General features: G+C 52.2%; 22 protein-coding genes and 1 tRNA gene. 22 read left to right on the top strand and 1 reads right to left on the bottom strand.

The window, feature by feature from the left end; genetic code table 11:
- The first annotated feature begins 16 nt into the window (after positions 1 to 16).
- Positions 17 to 93 (top strand) — tRNA-Asp (locus tag AWR36_RS04655).
- 672 nt (positions 94 to 765) lie between these two features.
- On the opposite strand, the gene AWR36_RS04650 is transcribed toward AWR36_RS04655, so the two are convergent.
- A complete protein-coding gene (locus tag AWR36_RS04650) occupies positions 766 to 1,746 on the bottom strand; it encodes a zinc-dependent alcohol dehydrogenase family protein (protein ID WP_067081596.1) in 981 nt (326 codons plus the stop codon).
- Positions 1,747 to 1,948: 202 nt separating this feature from the next.
- Between AWR36_RS04650 and AWR36_RS04645 the strand changes: the two genes are divergently transcribed.
- From AWR36_RS04645 to AWR36_RS04550, 21 genes are all read left to right on the top strand, one after another.
- Complete coding sequence (locus AWR36_RS04645) at positions 1,949 to 2,314, top strand: MbcA/ParS/Xre antitoxin family protein (RefSeq protein ID WP_197409221.1); 366 nt, start codon at positions 1,949 to 1,951, stop codon at positions 2,312 to 2,314.
- Positions 2,311 to 3,108, top strand: coding sequence for an RES family NAD+ phosphorylase (locus AWR36_RS04640; protein WP_096866611.1), 798 nt, complete (start codon positions 2,311 to 2,313; stop codon positions 3,106 to 3,108). The genes AWR36_RS04645 and AWR36_RS04640 overlap by 4 nt, the downstream gene beginning before the upstream one ends.
- Positions 3,109 to 3,149: 41 nt before the next feature.
- On the top strand, positions 3,150 to 4,100 hold the full coding sequence (locus AWR36_RS04635) for a 1-aminocyclopropane-1-carboxylate deaminase/D-cysteine desulfhydrase (protein WP_067081590.1): 951 nt from the start codon (positions 3,150 to 3,152) through the stop codon (positions 4,098 to 4,100).
- Positions 4,101 to 4,203: 103 nt separating this feature from the next.
- The gene (gene rfbA / locus AWR36_RS04630) at positions 4,204 to 5,103 is read left to right on the top strand and encodes a glucose-1-phosphate thymidylyltransferase RfbA (RefSeq protein ID WP_197409220.1); all 900 of its coding nucleotides are present in this window, start codon (positions 4,204 to 4,206) and stop codon (positions 5,101 to 5,103) included.
- Positions 5,104 to 5,105: 2 nt separating this feature from the next.
- The gene (rfbC, locus tag AWR36_RS04625) at positions 5,106 to 5,663 is read left to right on the top strand and encodes a dTDP-4-dehydrorhamnose 3,5-epimerase (RefSeq protein ID WP_067081584.1); all 558 of its coding nucleotides are present in this window, start codon (positions 5,106 to 5,108) and stop codon (positions 5,661 to 5,663) included.
- 13 nt (positions 5,664 to 5,676) lie between these two features.
- Positions 5,677 to 6,606: a dTDP-4-dehydrorhamnose reductase gene (gene rfbD, locus AWR36_RS04620; RefSeq protein WP_067104468.1), complete on the top strand. Its 930-nt coding sequence runs from the start codon at positions 5,677 to 5,679 to the stop codon at positions 6,604 to 6,606.
- Entirely contained in the window at positions 6,599 to 7,705 is a 1,107-nt protein-coding gene (gene rfbB / locus AWR36_RS04615) for a dTDP-glucose 4,6-dehydratase (RefSeq protein WP_067081581.1), read from the top strand. The genes rfbD and rfbB overlap by 8 nt, the downstream gene beginning before the upstream one ends.
- A gap of 404 nt (positions 7,706 to 8,109) precedes the next feature.
- Entirely contained in the window at positions 8,110 to 8,982 is an 873-nt protein-coding gene (locus tag AWR36_RS04610; RefSeq protein WP_067081578.1) for an NAD(+) kinase, read from the top strand.
- Between the two features lie 104 nt (positions 8,983 to 9,086).
- Positions 9,087 to 9,254, top strand: a complete 168-nt coding sequence (locus AWR36_RS16460) for a hypothetical protein (RefSeq protein ID WP_332835510.1) — start codon at positions 9,087 to 9,089, stop codon at positions 9,252 to 9,254.
- Positions 9,224 to 10,243 carry a mannose-1-phosphate guanylyltransferase/mannose-6-phosphate isomerase gene (locus AWR36_RS04605; protein ID WP_332835509.1) on the top strand — a complete coding sequence of 340 codons (1,020 nt, stop codon included), beginning with the start codon at positions 9,224 to 9,226 and terminating at the stop codon, positions 10,241 to 10,243. The genes AWR36_RS16460 and AWR36_RS04605 overlap by 31 nt, the downstream gene beginning before the upstream one ends.
- A gap of 40 nt (positions 10,244 to 10,283) precedes the next feature.
- Positions 10,284 to 12,119 carry a glycosyltransferase gene (locus tag AWR36_RS04600; RefSeq protein ID WP_067081575.1) on the top strand — a complete coding sequence of 612 codons (1,836 nt, stop codon included), beginning with the start codon at positions 10,284 to 10,286 and terminating at the stop codon, positions 12,117 to 12,119.
- Between the two features lie 30 nt (positions 12,120 to 12,149).
- Entirely contained in the window at positions 12,150 to 13,439 is a 1,290-nt protein-coding gene (locus AWR36_RS04595; protein ID WP_082679379.1) for a polysaccharide pyruvyl transferase family protein, read from the top strand.
- Between the two features lie 6 nt (positions 13,440 to 13,445).
- Positions 13,446 to 14,303 carry a sulfotransferase family protein gene (locus AWR36_RS04590; RefSeq protein WP_067081569.1) on the top strand — a complete coding sequence of 286 codons (858 nt, stop codon included), beginning with the start codon at positions 13,446 to 13,448 and terminating at the stop codon, positions 14,301 to 14,303.
- On the top strand, positions 14,300 to 15,079 hold the full coding sequence (locus tag AWR36_RS04585) for a hypothetical protein (RefSeq protein ID WP_141398468.1): 780 nt from the start codon (positions 14,300 to 14,302) through the stop codon (positions 15,077 to 15,079). Before AWR36_RS04590 ends, AWR36_RS04585 begins: the two co-directional genes overlap by 4 nt.
- Complete coding sequence (locus tag AWR36_RS04580) at positions 15,076 to 15,360, top strand: hypothetical protein (RefSeq protein ID WP_067081562.1); 285 nt, start codon at positions 15,076 to 15,078, stop codon at positions 15,358 to 15,360. The genes AWR36_RS04585 and AWR36_RS04580 overlap by 4 nt, the downstream gene beginning before the upstream one ends.
- 21 nt (positions 15,361 to 15,381) lie before the next feature.
- Positions 15,382 to 18,060, top strand: a complete 2,679-nt coding sequence (locus AWR36_RS04575) for a glycosyltransferase (protein ID WP_082679378.1) — start codon at positions 15,382 to 15,384, stop codon at positions 18,058 to 18,060.
- 122 nt (positions 18,061 to 18,182) lie between these two features.
- On the top strand, positions 18,183 to 19,934 hold the full coding sequence (locus AWR36_RS04570) for a hypothetical protein (RefSeq protein ID WP_067081556.1): 1,752 nt from the start codon (positions 18,183 to 18,185) through the stop codon (positions 19,932 to 19,934).
- A 123-nt stretch (positions 19,935 to 20,057) separates the two neighbouring features.
- Positions 20,058 to 20,885 (top strand): sulfotransferase family 2 domain-containing protein, encoded by an 828-nt coding sequence (locus AWR36_RS04565; protein ID WP_067081553.1) that lies wholly within the window; start codon positions 20,058 to 20,060, stop codon positions 20,883 to 20,885.
- A gap of 175 nt (positions 20,886 to 21,060) precedes the next feature.
- Positions 21,061 to 22,554, top strand: a complete 1,494-nt coding sequence (locus AWR36_RS04560) for a LicD family protein (RefSeq protein WP_067081550.1) — start codon at positions 21,061 to 21,063, stop codon at positions 22,552 to 22,554.
- 26 nt (positions 22,555 to 22,580) lie between these two features.
- Positions 22,581 to 23,039 carry an adenylyltransferase/cytidyltransferase family protein gene (locus tag AWR36_RS04555; RefSeq protein WP_067081931.1) on the top strand — a complete coding sequence of 153 codons (459 nt, stop codon included), beginning with the start codon at positions 22,581 to 22,583 and terminating at the stop codon, positions 23,037 to 23,039.
- 3 nt (positions 23,040 to 23,042) lie between these two features.
- The gene (locus tag AWR36_RS04550; RefSeq protein WP_067081548.1) at positions 23,043 to 24,038 is read left to right on the top strand and encodes a hypothetical protein; all 996 of its coding nucleotides are present in this window, start codon (positions 23,043 to 23,045) and stop codon (positions 24,036 to 24,038) included.
- Positions 24,039 to 24,259 lie beyond the last annotated feature (221 nt).

Raw genomic sequence — 24,259 nt, 5'->3', positions numbered from 1 at the left:
GGAGGTGCACTACCGAGGACCGGTAGTTCAGTTGGTTAGAATGCCGGCCTGTCACGCCGGAGGTCGCGGGTTCGAGTCCCGTCCGGTCCGCCAAATACAAAAAAGCCCCCTCACGAAAGTGAGGGGGCTTTTTTGTATTTGTCAGATCGTCGTGACAGAACCCTCGTTCGACAAATCGGCAGGAAAGCCGATTTGGACGATGCCGCATTGCGGCATCGCCCGCAGGGCGAGGGCCAGGATGGCCCGAGTCAGTCCCGTCCCGCTACGAAGCTCTGATTTGCTCAGTTGGAAGAGCTGAGCTTTTTTGTATCTTTCAGATCGGCGTGACACAAAAATGTCCGGAACAATTTTGGACAGTGGCGCGCAGCGGCACTGCCCGTAGGGTGAGGGCCGGGATGGCCCGAATCAGTACCCTCGTTCGACAAATTCGTCAGGAACGGATTTGGGCAGCTTTAGCTGGCCGAAGGCCGAGCCACATGGATGTGGCGAGTCATTGCACTAGCCAGTCCCGCCCCAGAATTTACTATTCCATCAAATTGAAACGCCACTTAAACCGGCTAGTTCATTCGCATTTCTGGGATAGCAACACCAAAAACCGTTCAACAGAATGGCTGGAATGATTGAAGCGTCGAGGCGCCTTGGGTGGCCCCAACGCGTTGCCATTGGATGCCCATCTAGCCCAAGCAGTGAGGTTTTTACAACACTACGAAACAACGCAGGTAATGCAGTAAACGAGCTCAGTTGCTTTTACGTTCGCTTTCGAGCTCAAGCCGTCACCAACACCTTCCCATTCCGCTCTCCCTCCGCAGCCAGTGACACCGCGCGTTTGATATCTTTCACGCTGAACACGCTGTCGATCGGTGCTTTGAGTTCTCCCGCGGCAATCAGTTTGGTCAGCTCCCCATAAACCGTCATCTGCTGCTCCGGAGACGCGTTCTCAAACCATTTCGCCAGCCAGAAACCTTTCAGGGAGACTCCGCGAAAGATCAGCGAAGCAGGCGAGATCTTGCACGGCTTGCCGCTCATCATGCCGTAGTTAACCAGGGTTGCTCCCTCCTCCAGGCTATCGGCGATGCGCCCGGTCGCGGTATCGCCCACGGCGTCGATGCCGAGACGGATTGGAGCGCCGCCCGTCGCCTCCTTCACGCGGCTTGCCAGGTCGTCACCATCGACCAGCACGACATCTGCTCCCTCTTCTTTGAGAGGTGCAACCAGAGACTCGCGGCGCACGATGTTTACTGTCTTGAAGCCGCGGATCTTTGCCAGCTGGATCAGGTAGCTACCGACGCCGGAGTTGGCCGCGTTTTGAATCACCCAGTCCCCCGACTGCAAATCCACGAACTCGCTCAGCAGCAGTGATGCCGTGGGCGGATTGATGGAGATCATCGACAATTGCTGCGGATCTGCCTCATTGGGCAGGGGGATCAGCTTGTCCGCTTGGGCAACCAGGTGTGTTCGCCAGGTGCCGCAGCCCACCGGGAGTAACACTGTCTGGCCAACAGCAGGCTTATCGACACCAGGGCCGAGCTCAACCACCTTGCCAACGCCCTCATTCCCCCCCACAGCAGGGAGGGGCGGCAACATCCCGTATTCGCCGGTCAGTGTCAGCACATCGGATGGATTGATGGGGGCTGCCAGCAGCTCCACGAGTACTTCCCCCTCCCCGAGAGCCGGTTTTTCGAATGGCACCGCCTCGATTACATTCTGCGGCACTGGGCCGCGCTCTTGATATTCCGCTTTCAACATTGCTGGTTTCCTTTTCCTATGGGCGTTGGTTGGTTGGGTAGGACTCTAAATCAAGAAAATGACCATAGACCACTCACCTGTCATGATGACCAGCCATCACTGCAGTTGATAACAGCCCGATTTGATCTAACTTGGCTATACGCCTTGCAAAATGTCCGGTTTAGCACTAAGTTTCGGACAAAAGCGCAATTGGAGTGTTGCAGTGAGCATCTCAGCCTCAGTCAAATCCAGTCCAACGGAAGGCGCCGTCCTGCTGGAGGCGTTGCTGCGCACCGGTGAGCAGCTCGGGCTGAGAAAGCGGGAGCTCGGGGACATCATTCACCTAGATGACCGCACCCTGCGCCGCAAGGTCGAGCTCGATCCGGAGAGTGCGCCGGGTCAGCTGGGACTTTTGCTGGTGCGCGCCTATCGATCTGCCTTTGTGCTGATGGGTGGAGAGGAGGGCGCCCGCCACTGGTTCCAGACTGAGAACCGGGCTTTGAACGGTGTACCCCGAGAGATCGCTACCCGAATTGACGGCCTGGTTCGTGTTGTCAGTTACCTGGACGCCATGCGGGGCAAGGTGTGAGCGACTCCCTGACTGATCTCATCCTCACCACAAGACGTCGCTTGCTGGGAAAGCTCTATCGGATTGTGGAGTCTCAGGAGGAGGTCGCTACCCGGGGGCTGGTGGACAGTCTCCAGAAACAACAGGTGCTAGAAAGTCTGCTGGAGCGGAGCAAGCCGGAAAGCTTGCCTGGAAGTGAGGGCCTTCACTACCTGCTGGCCACGCCGTTCCGTTACCCTCCGTTGCCCTGGGGCTCCCGGTTCGGGCGTGTTGCAGAGAACGGCATTTTCTATGGCAGCAAAAGCGTAACCACAGTACTTGCGGAGGCCGCGTTTTACCGGTTGCGCTTCTACTCCGATATGGCTGAGCCGCCACCTCGTCCGATCACCAGTTACCACAATATCTTCTCTGCCAAGTATCGCATCCACCAGGGTGTGGCACTGCAGGATGCTGGCTGGCGGCCGCACTGGCAAAAGCTGAGTGACCCGGCGGATTATCGCTTCACCCAGCAATTGGGCGCAAAATTGCGGGGGCTGGGTATCGAAGGCATAGAGTCTATTTCCGCCCGGGCGATCCAGTCGGGGCTCAGCAGTCTGCCCACCGAAGGCGATATCGAGGGCACTGAGGGAATCAATGTGGCGCTTTTCGAGCCTACCTGTCTCCTCAAGCGTCCCCCCGCTCAGGAGGCCGACGTGACTGCTGAAACCAACAAAGACGGAGTCACTTTCCTGATCAAGAGCGCGGATCGCGTGGAGACCCACGAGTTCCAGAGCGCCAGTTTTGTGGTCGAGGGGCGGCTCCCCGAGCCCGCTTGATCTTCCCCCACCCGATCTTATCCCCGTAGACGGAAAATCCGGTGACACTCCGATACCTTTCAGAACTGACTCTCCCCGAGCTCGAGCGGGCCGCTCGCGAAGTACCTTATCAGCGTCTACCCGACGAGCTGTTTCCCGGGATCGAGGTCTGGATTCGCCGGGACGACCTACTTGATCCGCTGATTTCCGGCAACAAGGCCTACAAGTTGTTGTTCAACCTGCTAGAGGCTCGCGACCAGGGTGCTGAAAAAATAATCACCTGTGGTGGCGCCTGGTCAAATCATATCCACGCTGTTGCCGCAGCAGGCCGTCGATTCGGACTTGAGACTGTCGGCATCATCCGGGGCCAGCGCCCAAAGCACCTCAGTGCCACGCTTCAGGACGCCGAACGCTTTGGTATGGAACTTTGCTTTGTGTCCCGTGATCTCTACCGTAAGCGCAGCAAGTCCGGCTTCCTGAGTGAGGTCGGATTACAAGAGCGGGGCGCTTTCTTTGTACCGGAAGGTGGCGCGAACCTGAAAGGCGCGCGTGGCGCGGAGTTTCTTGGCCGGATCATCGATGAAACGGCTCCGGTGCGGTTCGGTCAGGTCTGGCTGGCATGCGGCACGGGTTTGACTTTGGCCGGTGTTCAAGCGGGGCTTGAAGCGACAGGAGTCGTTGGAGTGCCAGTATTGAAAGCAGGTCGATCAATATTCGAACAAGCTGTATCTTGGCTGCACGAGTTGAGCAGTAATGCCCGATTGGAGCGATTGCGAGAGGGCTACGACTGCGGCGGATATGCTCGGATGACGCCTGAGCTGAAAGCATTTATGAGAACTTTTGAGCGGATGGCTGGTGTGCCTCTGGATCCCGTTTACACCGCAAAGTTAGCTTATGCGCTCCACGGGGAGCTGCAGGCAGATAAGATCTCACCAGGCGCAAGAATCCTGCTGCTGCACTCCGGTGGACTGCAGGGAAGGCGGGGATTGGCAATGGGGAAGTTCAAAAAATAATCAGTCCATCGTGGCGTTCGCCTTGGGGCAAGCTCGACCCGGGTGCCTCTGTGCTGCATAATTGGCGATTGTTTTGAGTACGGCTAGCTAGATAGTCATAAGAATGATGTTCCTGGGGGGATGTGTGCGCAAAGGAATAATTCTGGCGGGGGGGACGGGTAGCCGGCTCTTTCCTTTGACTAAGGCGGTAAGCAAGCAGCTGATCCCCGTCTATGACAAGCCCATGATCTATTACCCGCTGACAACGCTGATGTTGGCGGGCATCCGGGATATCCTGATTATCTCCACACCAGAGGACTTGCCAGCATTTGAGCGGCTTCTCGGTTCCGGTGAGTCCTGGGGTGTAAACCTTTCCTATGCGGAGCAACCTTCTCCTGATGGGCTGGCTCAGGCCTTCATCATCGGTGAATCCTTTATCGGGGATGATAGCTGCGCCCTGGTGCTCGGCGACAATATCTTTTATTCCCATGATTTCCTGAGCTTGCTGCAACGCGCCTCATCCAGAGAACAGGGCGCAACTGTGTTCGGTTACCACGTCAATGATCCCCGCGCCTATGGCGTGGTCGAGTTTGATGAGGAAGGCAGAGCGCTCTCCATTGAAGAAAAGCCCGCAGAGCCCAAGTCAAAATATGCCGTCACCGGCCTCTATTTTTATGACAATCAGGTGGTAGAGATTGCCAAGTCTATCCAGCCATCTGCCCGTGGCGAGCTGGAAATTACTGATATCAATCGGGCTTATCTCGAGGCCGGCACCCTGACGGTGGAGTTACTCGGTCGCGGTGCGGCGTGGCTTGATACAGGGACCCACGACAATCTACTCGCAGCAAATCACTTTGTGCAAACTATTGAAGCCCGCCAGGGGCTCAAGATAGCGTGTCCTGAAGAAGTAGCCTACCGGATGGGCTATATCTCCGCCGCACAACTTAAAGGACTGGCTGAGCCTCTGCGCAAGAGTGGTTATGGTGAGTATCTGCTTCAGGTACTCGAAGACCGGGTGTTCTGATCATGGAGCTGATTGATACAAAGATACCTGACGTCAAGTTGCTTCAGCCCAGAGTGTTCGGTGACGAACGCGGTTTCTTCATGGAAACCTTCCGCGATGCCTGGTTCCGCGAGCAGGTAGCAAATGTAAGCTTCGTGCAGGATAACCATTCGAAATCCGCCAGGGGAATCCTGCGTGGGCTGCACTACCAGACCGAGCACACGCAGGGCAAACTTGTGCGTGTCGTGCAGGGAGAGGTTTTCGATGTGGCGGTGGATGTGCGGGAGGGGTCACCGACTTTCGGTCAATGGGTTGGCGAATATCTCTCTGCGGAAAATGGTCGTCAGCTCTGGGTTCCCGCCGGCTTTGCTCACGGTTTTTACGTGACCACTGAATCCGCAGAGTTCGTCTACAAATGCACGGATTACTACCATCCCCAGAGCGAAATTAGCGTCAAATGGGATGACCCTACCATCGGTATCGGCTGGCCAGTGCCGGCAGGGCAGCAACCTCAGTTGTCAGTCAAAGACCTGGACGGTCTGCCACTTGCGCAGGCGCCCCGACTGCCGCTCCAATATTAAGAAGTGACCAGCTGTGAAGAATGCATTGATTTTAGGCAAAAGCGGCCAAGTGGCTTGGGAGCTGGTGCGCACTTGCCCTGATGGCTGGAAGGCTACTGCCTGTGGGCGTAACGAGTTAAACCTCAATCATCCGTCCCAGTTGCAAGACGCCGTCAACGAGTTGAATCCCGACCTGCTGATTAATGCGGCAGCTTATACCGCGGTAGATAAAGCGGAGTCCGAAGTTCAGCAGGCTTACCAGGTTAATCAGCAAGCAGTAGCGACAGTCGCGGATGTTGCAAAGCAGTTTGACCTCCCGTTGATCCATATCTCAACGGACTTCGTCTTTGATGGTAACCATTCCAGTCCCTATACCAATACTGATCCCACAAACCCGCTCAGCGTTTACGGCGCCAGCAAGTTGGCGGGAGAGGCGGAAATCCGCAGCCGTGAGCTTGCCTGCGCCCTGATCTTGCGCACCTCCTGGGTGTACTCCTCTCATGGGCAAAACTTCGTCAAGACCATGTTGCGCCTGATGGGCGACCCGGAGCGGGAACAGCTTGCTGTTGTCTGTGATCAGGTCGGCAGCCCTACATGGGCGAAGACCCTCGCGGAGGCGATATGGAAAGCCGGGGAGTCGATGGTCACAGGACAATCCGTAAACGGCACAACGATAGCGAATTGGACCGACGCGGGCGTCGCCTCCTGGTATGACTTTGCTGAGGCTATTCAAGAGCTCGCGCTGCAGAAAAAGCTTTTGAAGACAGCAATGCCCATCCGTCCGCTCCTGCACACGGCTTACCCGACTCCTGCCAAGCGACCGCAATATAGTGTGCTGGATAAATCCGGCTTTGAAGAACTCTACCGGTGCCAGACCAAGCATTGGCGCAAGCAGCTTGACGGTATGTTGGAGGAGCTGGTCGCGCAAGTAGAGAGCAAAGAGAAAAAGAACGAATATGTCTGAGAATATAGCAAGTCGAGCCACCAGAAGACTTCTCGTCACTGGGGGGGCGGGTTTCATTGGTGCCAACTTTGTCCACTACTGGCTGCAAAAGCACCCCGACGATATCGTGGTAGTGTTGGATGCCCTTACTTATGCCGGCAACCGGGCCAGTCTATCTTCCGTGGAGTCACATCCGGGATTTACCTTCGTCCATGGCGACATTTGTAATACCAGTCTGGTGGAGGAATTGCTGCTGGAGTACTCCTTGGACACCATTGTCCACTTTGCGGCCGAATCCCATGTGGACCGCTCGATAAGTGGGCCGGATGCGTTTATCGAAACCAATATCATTGGTACACACAGCCTCCTCAAGGCGGCGAAGAAAATCTGGATCGACCTGCCTGCGGCCGATGGTTTGCCGCCCATGGGTCATCGCTTCCACCATGTGAGTACAGACGAGGTCTACGGCACCCTGGAGCCTAATGATCCGGCATTTGCTGAAACTACGGCGTACGCACCTAATTCTCCTTACTCGGCGAGTAAAGCAGCATCAGATCACCTGGTTCGAGCGTACCACCATACGTATGGTTTGCAGGTGACTACCTCAAATTGCTCCAATAACTACGGCCCTTTTCATTTCCCCGAGAAGCTCATTCCGTTGATTGTCACCAACATCCTCCATGACCGGCCGATCCCGGTCTATGGCGACGGCAAGCAGGTCAGGGATTGGCTGTATGTAGAGGATCATGCGAGAGGTATCGAGCTTGTACTCAAAAAGGGGCAGGTCGGTGAGAACTACAACATCGGGGGGCATAACGAGTGGCACAATATTGAGATCGTAAAGCTCGTGTGCCAATTGATGGATGAGCAATTCGCTGAAAATAAGGAGCTCTCGGAAAGTTACCCGTCAGCCAAGAAAGCCTCTGAGTGCAGGAGCCGGGACCTGATCCGATATGTCACCGATCGACCGGGCCACGACCGCCGCTACGCGATTGATGCACTCAAGAGTCGTGAAGAGCTGGGTTATGCCCCTCAGGAGAGTTTTGAGTCCGGCATTAAGAAGACTGTCAGCTGGTATCTGGCCAATGCAGACTGGTGGCGACCACTAGTTGTGCGGTAACCGGCTTCAAGACGGCGATGGCTCGGTTTTTGCTACAGGCTTCTTAAGCGGCCCGGCATTATGTGGCGTTTTGCAAAAAAGAGCGCGCTGTTATCAGTCAGGATGCAAACTCACAAATACGCTGGCTAATTTTTGCTCCATGTGAGTGTGTTTTGCTCTAACTTGGCCGCACGCGGCGTGACACCAGTTGATAATTGCGTCACAAAATGTGTCCGGGGTAGAATGCTCGATTGTTTGAAGTGGCAGTGGCAGTGGCATTTCTTGGTAGGTCGCTGCCGGACAGGTGGGGTTATCCGGCAGGGACTTTGCAATGAGCTGGGGTAGGGGTGTCTCGGCTAACACGAGAAAAGAAAGAAGAAGCCAGTTTAAGTGACCTGATCTAGTTCAGGCGCCTCGGGGGAACGGTGTCAGAATTCCATAACATTGGCCTGATCGGTCGTACTGAGAGTGACAGCGCAGTGCTGTCACTGAAGCGGCTAATGGCCTTCCTGAAAAAGGGAGGCTACGAGGTCGTTCTGGAGCAGGAAACGGCTACCGGGGTCAGTGACCACAAAGCCAGGGTCTCGACCAGAGACAAGCTCGGCGAACTTTGCGATCTGGTTATCGTAGTCGGTGGCGATGGCAGCCTCTTGGGGGCTGCACGCGCGCTCGCCAAATACAGTGTGCCGCTTCTGGGTATCAACCGCGGCAGGCTGGGCTTCCTCACAGACATTACCCCTGATGAAATTGAGCTGAAGGTCGGCGAAGTACTGGCAGGCAAGTACATGGCGGAGAGCCGGTTCCTGCTCGACATGTCCGTCACCCGCGACGGCAAGCCAGTCGGCAAGGGCTCGGCGCTTAACGATGTGGTGATTCACCCCGGTGAATTTATCCGCATGATCGAATTTGACCTGTTTATTGATGGTCAATTCGTGTACACCCAGCGTTCTGATGGCCTGATCATCTCCACCCCTACAGGCTCAACGGCCTATGCCCTCTCGGGCGGTGGCCCGATTATGCACCCAAAGCTGGATGCAATTGTCGTGGTGCCCCTGAATCCCCACACGCTAAGCAGCAGGCCAATTGTTGTTGAGGGAAGCAGTGAGTTCAAAGTCATAGTAGGAGAGCACAATGTGGCCCTGCCGCATGTGACCTGTGACGGTCACGACCAGATTATTACTGAGCCCGGCGATGTCATCCGCATCCATAAGAAACCCCATCGGCTGACCCTGATTCACCCGATTGACCACAATTTCTACGAGACATGCCGTTCAAAACTGAACTGGCAAAACAATTAAAAAAAACGACGAGAACATAGAGTTTAAACGTGAGTAACACGAGTATTACACCAGTCATTCTTTGCGGCGGTTCCGGCACCCGGTTGTGGCCCAAATCCCGGAAGATGTTGCCCAAGCAACTGCTGAGCCTGACTGGTGAGCAGACCATGCTACAACAGACCCTTGAGCGTGTTCGCGGCTTCGCCAAGCCGATCACCTCCTCGAGGACGTGGACCAGTTCCATCAGGCTGTTGATATTGGCTTGGAAAAATCCATCGACGGTGGCCTGGTGACATTCGGCATCGTGCCGACAGCGCCGGAGACCGGTTACGGCTATATCCAGAAAGCCGAAGGCGGCGATGGCGCAATTTGCAAGATCGCGCAATTCGTAGAAAAGCCGGACCTCGAGACCGCGAAGCAGTATGTCGACGGTGGCGATTACTACTGGAATGCCGGCATGTTCCTGTTTGGGGCCAGGTACCTGTTGACAGAGCTAGCTGAACACGCCGGTGGAATTGCGGAGGCTTCAGCCACAGCAATGGACAACGCGGTTGTGGAGAGCGACTTTATCAAACTCCGCAGCGAGGATGTGGCAGGGATCCCCGAAGACAGCATTGACTACGCCGTAATGGAAAGGACCCACAGTGGCTATGTGGTGCCCCTGGACTGCGGCTGGTCCGACGTGGGTTCCTGGTCTTCCCTGTGGGAGGCGCTGGACAAAGACCAGCACGGCAACGTGGCCGTGGGCGACGTAATCATGGAAGGGTGCAAGAACTCACTGGTATTCGGTGAAGACCACCTGGTGGCTGCCGTGGGCGTGGAAGACCTGGTGATCGTCGACACCAAGAACGCGACACTGGTTGCACCAAAAGACCGCGTCCAGGAAGTCAAAGCCATCGTCAGCAAAATCAAGACGGCCGGCCGTGACGAGCACGAAATCCACCGCGAGGTGGTGCGTCCTTGGGGTAAATACGATTCCATCGGCAACGGCCCGCGATTCCAGGTAAAGCGCATCACGGTGAATCCGGGAGCGAGCCTCTCACTTCAAATGCATCACCACCGCGCGGAGCATTGGGTGGTGGTATCCGGCACGGCAATTGTAGAGAGAGACGGGGAGCAGATAATGCTTTCAGAGAATGAAAGTGTGTATATCCCGATCGGTGCGAAACACCGCCTGACTAATTCAGGCATTCTGCCAATGGAGCTGATTGAAGTGCAAAGCGGGAGCTATTTAGGTGCAGATGATATTGTAAGGTTTAATGATGCCTATGGCCGAGCCTGAACAATAATTTTTAGTAAATTCAAAACAAAATGTGGAAGGAATGAAGAAGACTCTTGTATTTTCGGTAGCTACAGATAACTACGATAAAGCATTTGCTAAAATTATTAAAACTCATGAGCGTTATGCACGAAAGTATGGTCATGACTATCAATTAATCAGTGGCCCAGGGTCTGATGTTCTTGGGAGAGAAGTCGCTTGGTTAAAAATTCCATTGCTTATAGGGGCAATGGATGCAGGCTATGAAGCAGTCATGTTCGTGGATGGGGATGCCGAGATTCAAAAGAAGTGTCCTAATTTTGTGGACCTTTTTGAGGATGACGCCGACGTCTATCTTGCGAATGGACACTCGGGGCGGCCTAATTCAGGGGTGATTATTGTTAAGGCGACGCCTGAATCCAAGGCACTGTTAGAGCGTGTTCTCCAGGATTTTGGAAAGCCACTTAGCCAAATTGATACAGTCGGCTGGGGTGAGAATGGATACGTAATTCATGAGGTTCGAAAGTATGCCCGCTACAAAAATATTTCTTTAAGATGGAATAATACCTGGGATGTCGAGCTCAAGGATTATATTCGTCATTATACAGGTCCAATGAGAGCGCATTATAAATTTGGATTTAAAGAGAAGAAGATTTGGGAGGAAATTTGTAATCGGCCAAAGCCTAAAGGTGAGGGTTTTATCGATAATCGCCTAGGCTTCTATTCATCGCTTTCCTGTTTGTATCAGCGGGCTAGCGGTGATGGATCTGTGTTTTCTCGATTTAATTTTGCTTGGTGTGGATTTCCAGCTGTTAGCAGACCCGCTAAAAGCCCTGTGAAAGGGCCGTTAGCAGTTCATGTCTGTGTGGATCTAAATAAAGGTGATCCTGACAACCCGTATACAATGGAGTTGGTTCGATCTCTTCAGCTTTCTGGTGCTGAGGTTAGTGTCGGCGTCGATAATTTTTGGCAACTTGACTACAGTAACATTGACGTTCTTCACATGCAGTGGATCGAAGTCTTAACTGCATGGAAGAAGCCCACATTAGAGTTGATTAACGCAATAGAGCAGCGATTGAGCGAGATTGCAAAGACGACAAAGATCGTCTTAACCTTTCATAATCTTTTGCCTAAAAAAGATTTTGCGGATTTAGGCTTTGATCTATTGGATACGATCGCTAACTATTGTACAGCGTTTGTGCATCTCTCGAGTGAATCTGTCTCTAAAATACAGAGCTACTATGGCGATCGAAGTTGGTGTGATTTTTCAAAGCACTTTGTTGCTCGTCACGGTGATTTCGACTACTACAGATCTTTGTGTCAAGAGAAGCTCTTGGATCTCGATTTGTTGGCTCAAGAAGGCTCAACTGTTCTAGTCTTTGGCGGCATCAGGGAGTCTGCCGAGCTCAAGCTATCCCTAGCTGTAGCAGGTCAGCTCTCGAATTTGGGCCACAATACTATTTTGGCGGGACCTGTGTCTGACGAAGTGCTGCACTGGAAGGAGCGAAAAAGCATTACAAATAATGCTAATACTAGAATCTTGAGGCTTCATCGTCGCATCGAAAACGCTCATGTTGTCTCATTGCTTGAAAAGGCCGATGTGATATTGATCCCAAGAGGCGGGAGGTTAAATTCTGGGGTTGTATATTTGGCTCACAGTTATGGTGTACCAGTCGTCTGCCCCGACGAACCTAGTTTATGTGAGTCAATCAAGTATACAAAGGGTCGATTATATGAAAGAGGTGATGTTGACAGTGCAGTGAGAGAAATACTCGCAGTTTTTGATCGGGGCCCTTCTGAAAAGATAATTGATGAGGCTGAGACTTTCTTCTATAAGAAAAGGTATATGAGCTGGGTGTCAGTAGCGGCCGAGCATGAGAAAATTTATCGTCATTTTTGAGTATATCGTTTTTAGGTTGTGGGGTGGGGAATGAATTTAGTCAATCGATTAAACGTCTATAAGTGGTCGCCGAAAGTAGGAATCAATTTTGGGGATGAAATTGGTCCCATGATTGTAAAGAAGCTCGCTTCTAAATTTGGCGTTAGCGTAGATGTGGTGGCGGCGCAAGGTAGTCAAAATAAACTGTTGTCAGTTGGCTCTATCCTTCATGAGGCAATCAATGGAGATGAAGTCTGGGGGTCTGGCATTAATGGGAAGTGTTGGGCTAGGAATTTAGAGTCTCAAAAAGAAATAGAGGTTCATTCTGTTCGCGGCCCTGTGACTCGAAAAGCAATGCTTCAATATGGATTTGAGGTTCCTGAATCCTATGGTGATCCAGGCTTGCTTTTCTCTTTTTTATATGATAATGAAATATCTAAAAAGGCACTTTTGCTTGATGCCTTTTATGAAAAGCACGGGCTGGCAAGGCCAAAAGTTGTTTTTATTCCGAATATTAATGACGAACGTTTTTATTTTCCTGAGAGGGAAGTTTTGCCAGAAGACTGGCTTTATCTCAGTCCGACCCTGGATCCTGTCGAAATTGCGGCACATATTCGCCTTTCCCAGCGTGTCGTTTCAAGCTCTTTGCACGGTTTGGTTTTCGCTGACGCGGAGGGTAAACCCGCAACGCTATTTAAAAGTCGCTTCGAAACAATTTTAAAGTACGAGGATTATTTTGAGGGGACTGATCGTTCTTGTCCGGCGGTGATAGAAACAGTTGGGCAGGCAATTGACCAGGTTAACGTTCCCGAGTTTAAGGGATCTGTGGAGGCATTGATTCAGTCATTTCCTCTAAGCGGGGAGGTTGATCTCAGTTCTAAGAAATATATTACCAAGCACCCCGTGATTGAAATCGGGCGGCAGTATAATTTGGCCGATTGTGATGATTATAGTGAGATCCTAAAGGGTGGGTGGTCAAAGGTTTGGAATGGGAGTTCCTGGTCAACAGAAAAGCGGGCTAGGATCGCTTTTAGCTTGGCCGAACGTGTGAAAGAGAAGAAAAGTCTTACCTTTTCGCTGCTGGCCGGTACTCTTCACAAAGGGCATGGGAATTATGAAAAAATTCGCGTTTCCTCCAATGGGCGAATAGTATCAACGGCCGTGCTAAAGCGGGGTGATGAGGCGCAATGGGTTAAAGTCCCGCTTGAATTGAGCGATGGAAATGGTGAGTTCGAGTTGACTTTCTCATTTGAGAACCCATCTGCACCAGACGAATACCTGGGTAATGGTGATAAACGACTGCTTGGGGCATGGATCTCTTCAGTTCAAATCGAAGGATAAAGTGGCATGACTGAGATGGGTGGGCTATCTAATGGTTTGGCGCCGATGTTGATGATTGGCGGTTGCCCGAGGAGCGGAACCACATGGCTGCAATTGCTCCTGGCTGAGAGTTTATTCATCTATTCTCGCCCTAATGAAACCCATTTGTTCGATGTGTACCTAGAAAGGTTGCGGTCATTATTTTCCTCTGAAAAAGCCTTGTTTCACTCTAACGATGGTCTGAGTTCGTTTTTTGACCAAAAATCTTTCGAGGCCGATTTGCTTCGCCCCTTTGTGCATTCGGTATTGAGAAGGTATGCGATAGGCGCGAAGAAGGGGCAGCTAATTTTGGAAAAGACCCCGTCAAACATTTGCTATGTTGAGCAAATGAAAGAGCTAGATCTCTCTTTCGTTAGTCTAGAGATCGTGAGAGATCCGAGGGCGGTAGTTAGCTCTTGGCGCGCCGCCCAAAAAGAGCCTTGGGGGAAATGGGCCCAAAAAAATATTTTTGACATATGCGCAACCTGGTGTCGTTATGTAATCAAAGGGGATCATGCTAAGTACTTGCGTAAAGAAAGACATAAGAGAATCAAGTATGAGCTCCTGGTTACTAAGCCAACTGAGACCTTGCTGGATATTTATGGCTGGCTCGGAATTGAGGAGTCTAAAGCATCCATCAACGCTGCAGTGGAAAAGTGCTCTATAGGCCGTTTGAAGTCTGAAGGTGCCGAGAGTGATGTGCTTTCGTCAGTAATTTCTGGGCGCAGTAACTTCATTAGAAAGGGAGAGGTTGATTCTTGGAGAGGTGACCTATCAAGTTCTGACCTCTCAATAATACATAAATACTGCGGGTCGTTAATGGACCGCTTGGGTTACAGTGAGTGAGTGAGTTGCGAAAGATCATTGTTCACTATCATTTATTTAAAAATGCTGGAAGCTCAATCGATTATATATTAAGGCGTAGTTTCCTGGGCGACTCTTGGTGTGAATTTGATAAAGATCGACCGGGTGCAAAAATTCTGCCAGCTGAGTTGGCTAGCCTGATTTATGCTAATCCGAAACTTAAAGCTCTGTCGTCGCATCAGATTGTCCCTCCTTTGCCGATCGGTGACTTTGAGGTTTTTCCTATTATCTTTATTCGTCATCCTATTCTTCGAGCCAAGTCAGCATACCTCTTTGAGTGGCAAAGGCAATTGAATCTGGCTCAACCTAAAGGCTCGTTTGGTGAGTATGTAGAGGAGAAGCTGGAGGCGGGTAGTGGTGGAGCGATCTCTGATTTTCACGTTTATCAGATGGCCAATACTTCCCTGGATAGTCGGTGGCCTGTCCGAAGCGAGGACCCCCTTAGAAGGCTGAGCGCTGCTAAGATTTTTCTCGAATCATTGCCATTCTTTGGGCTTGTTGAGCACTTTCAAGTATCCCTTGAGCGAATGCACTTTTACCTAAAATATCATTTTCCGGAACTTGAGATAGTTCATCGAAAGATAAATGTCACGGACGTTAGTGAACTTTCTGTAGACTCAAAGATCTCTATTATTAAGTCCGAATTGGGTGCTGATTTGTTTCGCAAGTTGGAGTCATGTAATAAGTTAGACTTGGATTTTTATCAATTTGCTACCGATAAATTCATGAATGTTGTTCCAAAGGAGGTTGAGCTTTGAGGGTTGTCGAAGATGAGTGGCTGAAAAATAGGTGCAAGTCGGAACAGGAAAAGGGGGATTACCTTTTCGCTAGGCTGGCTTTGGGTTACGCCAAAGTTTATGCTTTCCGCCGCTCGCTTCTTGGTCGCTTCGTCGGTCACCTGGAGCGTGCATTCCGTTACATGACTCTGCGCCCCGCGGCGAAAAGCGAGCTGACACGGCTTTACGAAGCAGCGCTGAGCTTTCAGAAGGAGCATGATCTCGACTTTCAGCAGATACTTGCCGATAGTAGAAAACACTGAGTACCGCGGTGGCATAGGTATATGAGTAGTCACGAATCCCCCGGTAAGGTGCCCAGTTGCCCTCAACAAAAGATCGAGCAAGAGGAGATCAACCTCAGGCTACAGGCTCAGCTCTGTGATTTGACAGGTTTGTTTAAGGCACTACCCGACTCTCGATTGGGGCGATTGTCCCGTTATCTGGATCGCCTGTCAGGTCGTAATTACCTTCAGGACCCGACGGCGCTCGAAGCGGTAGTTGTCAGGACACGCAGGGCACATTCTGGCCCCAAGCTACCAGCAAGTCTTGATGATTCGCACCTTGAAAAGCTGGAGTCTCGTAACGCTCGGCAGTTTTCCGAGCTCCAGAATTTTTATGCCAGAGTCCATGCTCTTTATGCCTGGCCCCAGAGACTACTGCTTCAGTTTTTCGAGTTGGCGCTATACGTGGTGACGTTGCGCAAACCCTCAGCAGCACCATTGAATTCACTTTTCAGAGATCTCAAGGACTTCCAGCTTGCACAGGAAACTGGTTCTACACATGGGCAAAAACAAATGAAAGGCCGCCTGGGTATGTTACTACAGGTCTGGAGGTATTTCGTTCGAAACCCTGTCGCAAGTTTACGTTTACTTAATTGGGCCCGCCTCAAGAGATTGGTTCAGGTACTGGTAGGTGCGGACTCGCTGAACAGCCTTTCCTGGATCGACCAGCGTTTTCCGGTGGATACTTCTACGAGCAAGAAGCCAGAGACGTTTTCCGTCACTGAAGATGAGGCGCCTTCGGTTCAACTGACTTTCCCCAGTGTTGACTCTCCCCGGGTTTCAATCGTCGTTCCCGTTTACAACCAGTATGCGACGACAATTTCGTGCTTACAGGCTGTTCTCGAAAATACTGCCGATGTCGACTATGAAGTGATCATTGCAGATGATTGTTCCAGCGACAGTACGACGAGAATTGCGGACCGGGTTATTAATGCGCGCGTTGTACGCCACAAAAAGAATCAAGGTTTTCTGGGGAACTGCAACGCCGCTGTATGCCAAGCGCGTGGCGAGTTTGTCCTGCTCCTGAACAATGACACCAACCCCCAGCAAGGCTGGTTAACGGCTCTACTAGACACATTTGATCAGCATCAACGGGTTGGTCTCGTTGGCCCAAAACTTTTATTCGAAGATGGCTTACTACAGGAGGCTGGGGGCATCATCTGGCGTGATGGAAGTGGCTGGAATTATGGTCGCGGCCAATCTGCGGACGCCCCTGAGTTCAACTATGTCCGTGATACCGATTACATCTCCGGTGCCTGTATCCTATTCCGGAAAGATGTCTGGGACCGTATTGGTGGCTTCGATGAGCAGTTCCGCCCGGCTTATTATGAGGATACAGACCTGGCGTTTGAGATCCGTAAGCTGGGGCTGCGAACCATCTACCAGCCTGCATCCGAAGTGGTTCACTTTGAAGGTGTAAGTCACGGAAATGACCTGAACTCCGGTATCAAGAAACAGCAGCGTATCAATCAGGGCGTGTTCAGGAAGAAGTGGCGTGGCGAGTTGCTCACCGGGAACCGCGATCTGGGTACAGACGTCTTTGATGCCCGTGAGCGCTACAACAGCGGCACTACCGTACTTTTTATTGACCACTATGTACCTTTCTACGATAAGGATGCCGGCTCGCGCTCTACATTCCTCTATGTAAAAAGCATGGTCGATATGGGCTACCGGGTGAAGTTCCTTGGCGCGAACTTTTTCCCTCACCAGCCGTACACCGAAACCCTGCAGCAATTGGGGGTAGAGGTGCTCTATGGTGAACGCTTTGCGCGCAACTGGAAGCTCTGGTTGGACGAGAACGGAAAGTCTATTGATGTAATCTACCTGCATCGGCCGCACATCACTGAAGACTTCATCGATGAGATCAAGTCGCTCGAGAATTGCCCGCGACTGGTCTATTTTGGTCACGATCTGCACTACCTGCGCACTGAACGCGAGGCCGCGATCACTGACGACAACAAGTTGCTGAAGGTAGCTGCTGACTGGAAGAAGCGTGAAACCAGGATTTTTGACCAGGTGGATATAGTGCTTTACCCCTCTGATGTAGAGGTGAAGGCGGTACAGGAGATATCACCGGGGACGAATGTCGCCCAGCTGCCGCTGTATGTGCTGAACGCGCCGGATGTGGATGCCTTCGACTTCGCGGCCCGCAAGGACCTGCTTTTCGTGGGTGGCTTTACCCATACGCCGAATGTGGACGCCGTCCTCTGGTTTGCCGCGGAAGTAATGCCCCAGATCCTGTTTGCTGACCCGGATATACGCCTGCACGTGGTTGGCTCAAATGTGCCAGAAGCGATTAGTAATCTCGCGTCAGAGAACATTGTCGTACATGGTTTTGTCAGTGATGGGGAGCTGGAGTCGCTTTACCGCTCGGTTCGAGTTTGCGTTGTCCCGCTCCGCTATGGTGCTGGCGTTAAGGGGAAGGTACTGGAAGCGATAGAGTCAGCGGTACCCTTGATTACAACACCCATTGGCGCAGAGGGTATCCCCGTGCCCGAGCAGGTAATGGACATTGCCGAGGGGGCAGAAGAGTTTGCGAGCAAGCTGCTTGGCCTGTACACGGATGAAAGCCGGTGCGTGCGCCAACTGGCGGTACGCCCCGGTTATGTGGCGAAATACTTTGGTGCTGGTGTCGTTCGGGCAGCCATCGAGCAGCATTTTGCCTGTGAAAGCCAGGTTTAGGAGCCGCCGGCTGTTCCCTGTTAGCTTCTGACCGAATCCCAGGGCCTGTCATTAGACAGGCCCTGGCTATTTGATTGAGTGTGTCTTTGCCCTAGGGGCATTGATAAAATGAGTGGTTTTGTATGATACGTCTAACGAAGAACACCGCGGCGCTTTTCTCTAATCGCAGGAAGATCTGCCGGGAATTTGTAGCCGTGGCGCCGGTACGCTTCTTCTTTGACGTCGTTGTCGGCTTTGTCAAAAGCATTCTCGAGCTGTTTGTCTTTATTCTGCCCATCAAGATTGTCCTTATCATTGCCGCACCAGAGATGCCGGTTATGTTTGACAAGGTCTTGCCTGGCTTTTCGCGGCCGGAATGGGCCGGGATCCTCACGGGACTTATTGTTGTGCTTCATATAGTGGTTCTAATAGCAGACTGGTACCTGAAAAAGTCTGCCGAGAGCTACACAGAGAAATTTGCCGTTCAGCATAAAAAAGGCCGGTTCGCAGACAGTGACTTCCTGACATCTGTATACACTGGAATAGTGGACGCACGAGGCGGTTCGTTACTCCTTGTCGCCCTGAGCGGTGTTATCGGGCTAGTATATTCCGAGTTCCTCCTGTTCTTTGCTTTGGCCGTATCTCTGTCAGTACTGGGAGTCATCGCTTTGGCTTCTGTCTCGAAGCGGTTTGCTGAAAGTTTTCTCGCCCGCCCGCCGGCGGTCCTGGGCAAGGTCTCCAACCTGGTCTTTATTTCCTGCTTCTGCTACCTGGTTTACGCATTCATCCTTTCCGAGCAGCCACCGGAATTCTTGCAGGCGATCGTCGCTATCATCCTCAGCAGGCGGTTACTGGCCGCACTGTCGCAGAAGGTGGGGGACCTTGTCTGGTTCAGGAAGAAGAAGGCGGCTATCCAGAAGCTCTTTTACCGTGGGCATGCCGCACTGCCCCAGGGGGCAGGGAGATCGCGGGCTTTTATCGACAGCGTGTCTCGAGAATCGTTACCGGCATTTGTAGCCCGTGTAATGGATTCACTGGGTATGGATTCCGGTCGGTTGCGGGGGTGCGGATGGGTGGAGTCGCCCTTGCCCTGGATGAGCCTTGTCCAGTGCAGCTTGGCCTCAGCAGGGGCGGAAGCTCCGGATGAGACCCTGGTCCTCAAGGTATATGAGTTGAACAAGGCGAGAACCGCCAAAAATGAACTTGAGCTCTACCCGGAGCTCGAATCACAGGGCATCATCCCCACCTTCATCGGGATGGCGGAGCTTGACGGTTACCAGGTTCACACGTTCAAGTTGTCTAACGACTGGGCATTTACACGGGACCAGGATGCCATTGTGGGCTTGCGCCGGCGGCTTCTACCACTGAATTTCGACCAGGCTCTGTTGGAAGAGTATTGCTCCGTGCATCCCACGCTGATGGACCGCTTGAACCAGTCGCTGTTGTCACGTCTTGATCTCATGGCCAATAGCGACGAAAGGGAGCTTCTTGATACGTTCATTGAGGCGCTTCCCGCGATTTCCGAGGCTGTGAGAGCCTTGCCACTTAAGCTACTCCCCCCGGATCCTGTCCTGAAGCAGCTGGCTGTTAGGGATGGTGAGGCGGTATTCCTGCTGGGGCTGGGCGACTGGAAGCTTGAGCCGGTGGGCTTTTCCTTGTGGCCGTCCGACTCACCTGAGGAGATAGCCGAGCACCTTCTTTCAAGCGGGGCGGTCACGGAAGGCCTGGACATAGAGGCCGTGGTGTCACACATTCGTTTGTGCACACTATTCGCGGAGTTGGAGCGGCATTGCAGGAGTGGGCGATTGCGCGAGGGCCTCAAAGTAGTGGGGCGTATCATTGAGATGCACGAGTTCCAGATGGGCGAGGGGCAGGGCATGGCGGTGACCGCCTGACCCATGAAGAATTTCAAAGCCGGGTTCGCTGGGTATCCTAAGTGGGAGCCCGGCGGTTGACTCCGAGTTATACAAAGGCCTGTTTGATAGCAGGCAGCTGATAATTTAACGGATTGTGGTTTTATGCGTTTAGTGATCACCCATGGGCATATTTTCAAGAATGCGGGGACAACCTTTGACTGGGCCTTGCGGCGCTATTTCGGTGATGCATTCTGTGACCATCGCGACGATATGCCCATGAGGCGCAGGGGGGTGGAATACCTCCAGGAATTTCTTGAAGAGAACCCTGGTATTCAGGCGCTATCCTCACACCACATGTGTGACACATCGAGCCTGGAAGGTATCAAGTCGCTCCCGGTGTTCTTCCTGCGGCATCCCCTGCTACGCGTGCTTTCGGTGTACAGCTTTGAGCGGAAGCAGAGGTCCGAAACACCCGGTGCCAAAGCGGCCAAGAAATACAGCTTCAAGGATTACGTCCAGTGGCGGATGGAGCCTGAGGTGGGGCGTACGATTCGTGATTACCAGGTTGCGTACCTCGCTTCTGGCAAGAAGATCCCTAATGCAAGAAATGTCAATCTCAACCATCTGTCCAGTGCAGCAAAACGATTCGAGGACGGCTCCCTGGTTGGGCTGGTGGAGGATTTCGATCGCTCAATGACGGTGATCGAGCAGGAGCTGGGCAAGCACTTCCCGAATATTGACCTGAGTTATTTGCGCCAGAATACAGGGCGTGCAGTAAAAAGTGAGCAGCGCAACATTAACTATATCGCCAATGAGCTGGGGGAAGTTTTTGACCTGCTGGTTGAAAATAATAGCTTTGATCTTGCCCTGTACCGGATGGCGAAAGAGTCCCTGGAGAAAAAGGTAGCCAAGGCAGATAATTTTGATGCTCTGTTGGCCGATTATCGCTCCAGATGTGAAGCTCTGGGTGGAGATAAGAAAAGGGCTTAGTTAAGTGAAGAGAGCTCCCTGAGTTATCCAGTCAGCCGTCAGTCTGATTGATGTGGCTGCTGTTTCTGGAGAGCTGCTAACAGCTGCTTTGCACTCTGGTTGCGGCAAGCTGCTTTCTGGCTGGGCAGGGTACTGATGTTGTACATGGCTCCCGGGCAGGGTGCCAGGAATAGTTATGATTATTGATTTAGTTCGTTCAGCGCTGGGCAAAGGTCACGGCGGCCATGGATACCCATGGGGTGAAGCCTATATTGGGCCCCCGATCTTGGGTATTGAGGCGATGCCATTCGAAGTGCCCATTGGTGATCGAGTTACTGAACTTAAGATAGATCTGTCGGACGTCAATCACCTGCACTTGGCGAATATCCTGTTTAAAGTGGATGATAAGTGGCTATCGTTGCAGGATTATGACAACCTGTCTTTTGATCAGAGCTCTGTAGTCCGGGGTGATAAGGCTTTCGATATCGTCTCCGTTGCCGACGGCTCAAGCGCCTTCTTCTCGACCCGTATGGAGGAGGAACCTTACCTGGTTATTTGCTTCCCTTCCGCCATCAATCTTCAAGCCTTGAGAGTGGTAAATAGGAAAGATGGTTTATGGGAAAGAGCAAGAAGCTTACGGATCTCGGCCAAATGTGAGGCCGGCTGGCGTTGCTATTATGATGGATCAGACTTGGATTCGCGCCTTGCATGGGTGGAGGCAGTTGTTGGCCGTATAGGAGAGTCTGGGGACTCTACATCGGGCGTCAGCAAACTAGTTTCTGGACTGCGCACTGGCGCTCCCCGCCCAAGACAGTTGCGCTCGATACTGAACTCTTTCTTTTCCGAGTTTAAGTTTCCATCGGATTGTCCGAATTCAGTGGAATTTCTCGGTTCGGAGATCGCGTATCTCCTCGCCAATGTCTTCTGCTTCTATGATTCAGAAATAGGGTTCTGCACGTCTCGCTTTCTGGTAGGGATGTTGCTGTGCCACGGCTACCGTAGGGATGCATTCAAGATCTACTCGATTGCCAGTCGCTCCCTTTCCCGGGAGGACCTGGAGGCCATTGAGGCCGATGCCAGGATCATTGGCGAGCGAACGCTGGGTCACCCCTTGATTGCCGCAGCGCATACATTTGCCCGGCCGCTTTCCAGTTATCCACGCGAAACACTGCTTGATACTATTGATGAGGTAGCAGAAGCCCTGGTTGATTCCAAATGGCCAATAGTGTTGTGCTACGGCACTCTTTTGGGCTTTCATCGCGATAATGACTTTATCGCCCATGATGATGATATTGATCTTCTGTGTATCACCGGTCAGGGTCGTGGTGACCTTGAGAAAGTAGCCCGTGAGATCGCCAAGGTGCTGGGTTCCGCAGGGTTCCGGGCTCAGGTTAACTTCAATAATCGCAGGGAGCACCTTCCTTTCGTCCAGGTCTTCTCCAGGATACATAAGGTGCATCTTGATATTTTCCTGGCCTATAGCGAGGAAAGTGAGATTTTCCTGCCGATGCGCAATGTCAATTACTCAAGTGTACCTGCGTCGATTTTGCTTCCGGTGGAGGAGAGGTCTTTCTTCGGCCGCCCTTATTCTGTTCCGGCAAAAATTGAGGGGTTCCTGGAAGCTCGGTATGGCGCGACATGGCGCACGCCCGACAAGCACTTTCGCGCTAATGAGCACGGTAAGCAGTGAGTCAGGGCGATCCGGAGGGTATTGTTATGAATAGAACTGTTATAACTTATGGGACTTTTGACCTGTTCCACGTTGGGCATGTGCGGCTGCTGAAGCGGCTGGCCAACCTCGGCGATCGCCTGGTAGTTGGCTGCTCCACTGACCAGTTTAATGAGCTAAAGGGTAAGCGCACCATCATGAGCTATGCCCAGCGTAAGGAAATGCTGGAAGCTTGCCGTTATGTGGATAGCGTATTCCCGGAATCGAACTGGGAGCAAAAGCGCGAGGATATCCTCAGGGAGCAAGCTGCTATATTCGCAATGGGGGATGATTGGGCGGGTAAGTTTGATGACCTGGCAGATATTGCTGAGGTGATCTATCTGCCCAGAACCCAGGATATATCCACCACAGAGATCAAGGAGCTGGTTTCTTCGGTCAGGCAGGAAAAAAAGCAGGAGTTGCTGAACGTCTGTGATCATTTATTAACACTCGCTCAAAGGTTGTAGTAGATGATCGAGGGGCAGCCAAGAAAAGTCTTTATTCATGTAGGGACTTTCAAGACTGGGACCTCCAGTATCCAAAACTTTCTCTACCAGCGCTCTTCAGAATTACTGGAAGAGGGCGTCTTATACCCTGGTGCGGGGCTTTATCACTCTGAACCGAATGTGGGCATACGCCATGCTCATCTGGTTTACGGAGATGGCAAGAAGCGTAACCTGGATAAGTACCATGCAAGCCTGGTTCGTGAGGTTCTGGCCAGTCCGGCGCGAGTATCAATCTTATCTTGCGAGGCGTGGTCACGCCCAAGTGAGCATCAGGGGTTGCTATCCCTTTGTGAAATGCTCAGGGGGGCGGGTGTCGAGGTCTACGGTGTCCTCTATCTTCGCAACTATTATGAGTACACTCGCTCCTATTACCGTGAGTTCTGTCTGAGAAGGGGAAATCAATTGAAATTCGATGATTTCTACCCAGTCTGGCGCGGCGGTGCCCTGAGTTACTTGAAGATCTGTTCACAGTTGGCTTCGATATTTGAAGGTAAGCTCTGTATACGCCACTACTTTCGCAGGCTGGATGTTGTTCAGGACCTCCTCTCCCTGATTGACGTTCCGCGCGATAAAATTCCCGCCGTGAAGAAAGCTTCGAATCCTGGCGGTGGTGCTGTGTTGGCGGAGATCTCCAGGTGGACGAATAAAGAGGGTATGCGGGTCGACAGAGAGAAACTCGGTACACTCAGACAATTTGTCGCCGATGCAGGCGTGCTCGGTGGGCAGGGAGTGGTTTTCACTGAGTCCCCTCAGTTCCAGGTCTTCGCGGGTTTGGTATCGGGATGGTTCAGGCGTTTTCAGTTACAACGCCAACTTAATTATTACCTTGGCTGGGACCCTGCAAGCGTCGCTGCCCTTTTTGAGCGCAAGCCTGTTACAAATGCAACGCAGGATGTGACCCAGATCGGTGAGTTTCTCGACTTGAACAGCCAGTCGGTTACAAAGTTGCTGAAAACCTGACGGGAAGGTTGGGCGAGGATAGCGTTAAACTCTTTACTCTGGTCAGTGCCACTATATGGTGGCTCTTTCACTTCATAATTCGGTCACAATCCTCGAGGCATGATGGGGTGTAGATGTAGGCTGCCAGCTGGCGTTAGGTTTCAAGGGGAGCTCTTCGGTTTCTGGATTGCAGGGTAAAGACCTGAGCTAAACCCGGTTCTCTGGCTTGCCCAGTCGCGGAT

The sequence above is a fragment of the Microbulbifer flavimaris genome (assembly GCF_001641755.2).
GTDB lineage: Bacteria > Pseudomonadota > Gammaproteobacteria > Pseudomonadales > Cellvibrionaceae > Microbulbifer > Microbulbifer flavimaris.
The sequence above is the reverse complement of the archived record's forward strand: the minus strand, read 5'-3'. Positions and strand labels throughout refer to the sequence as shown.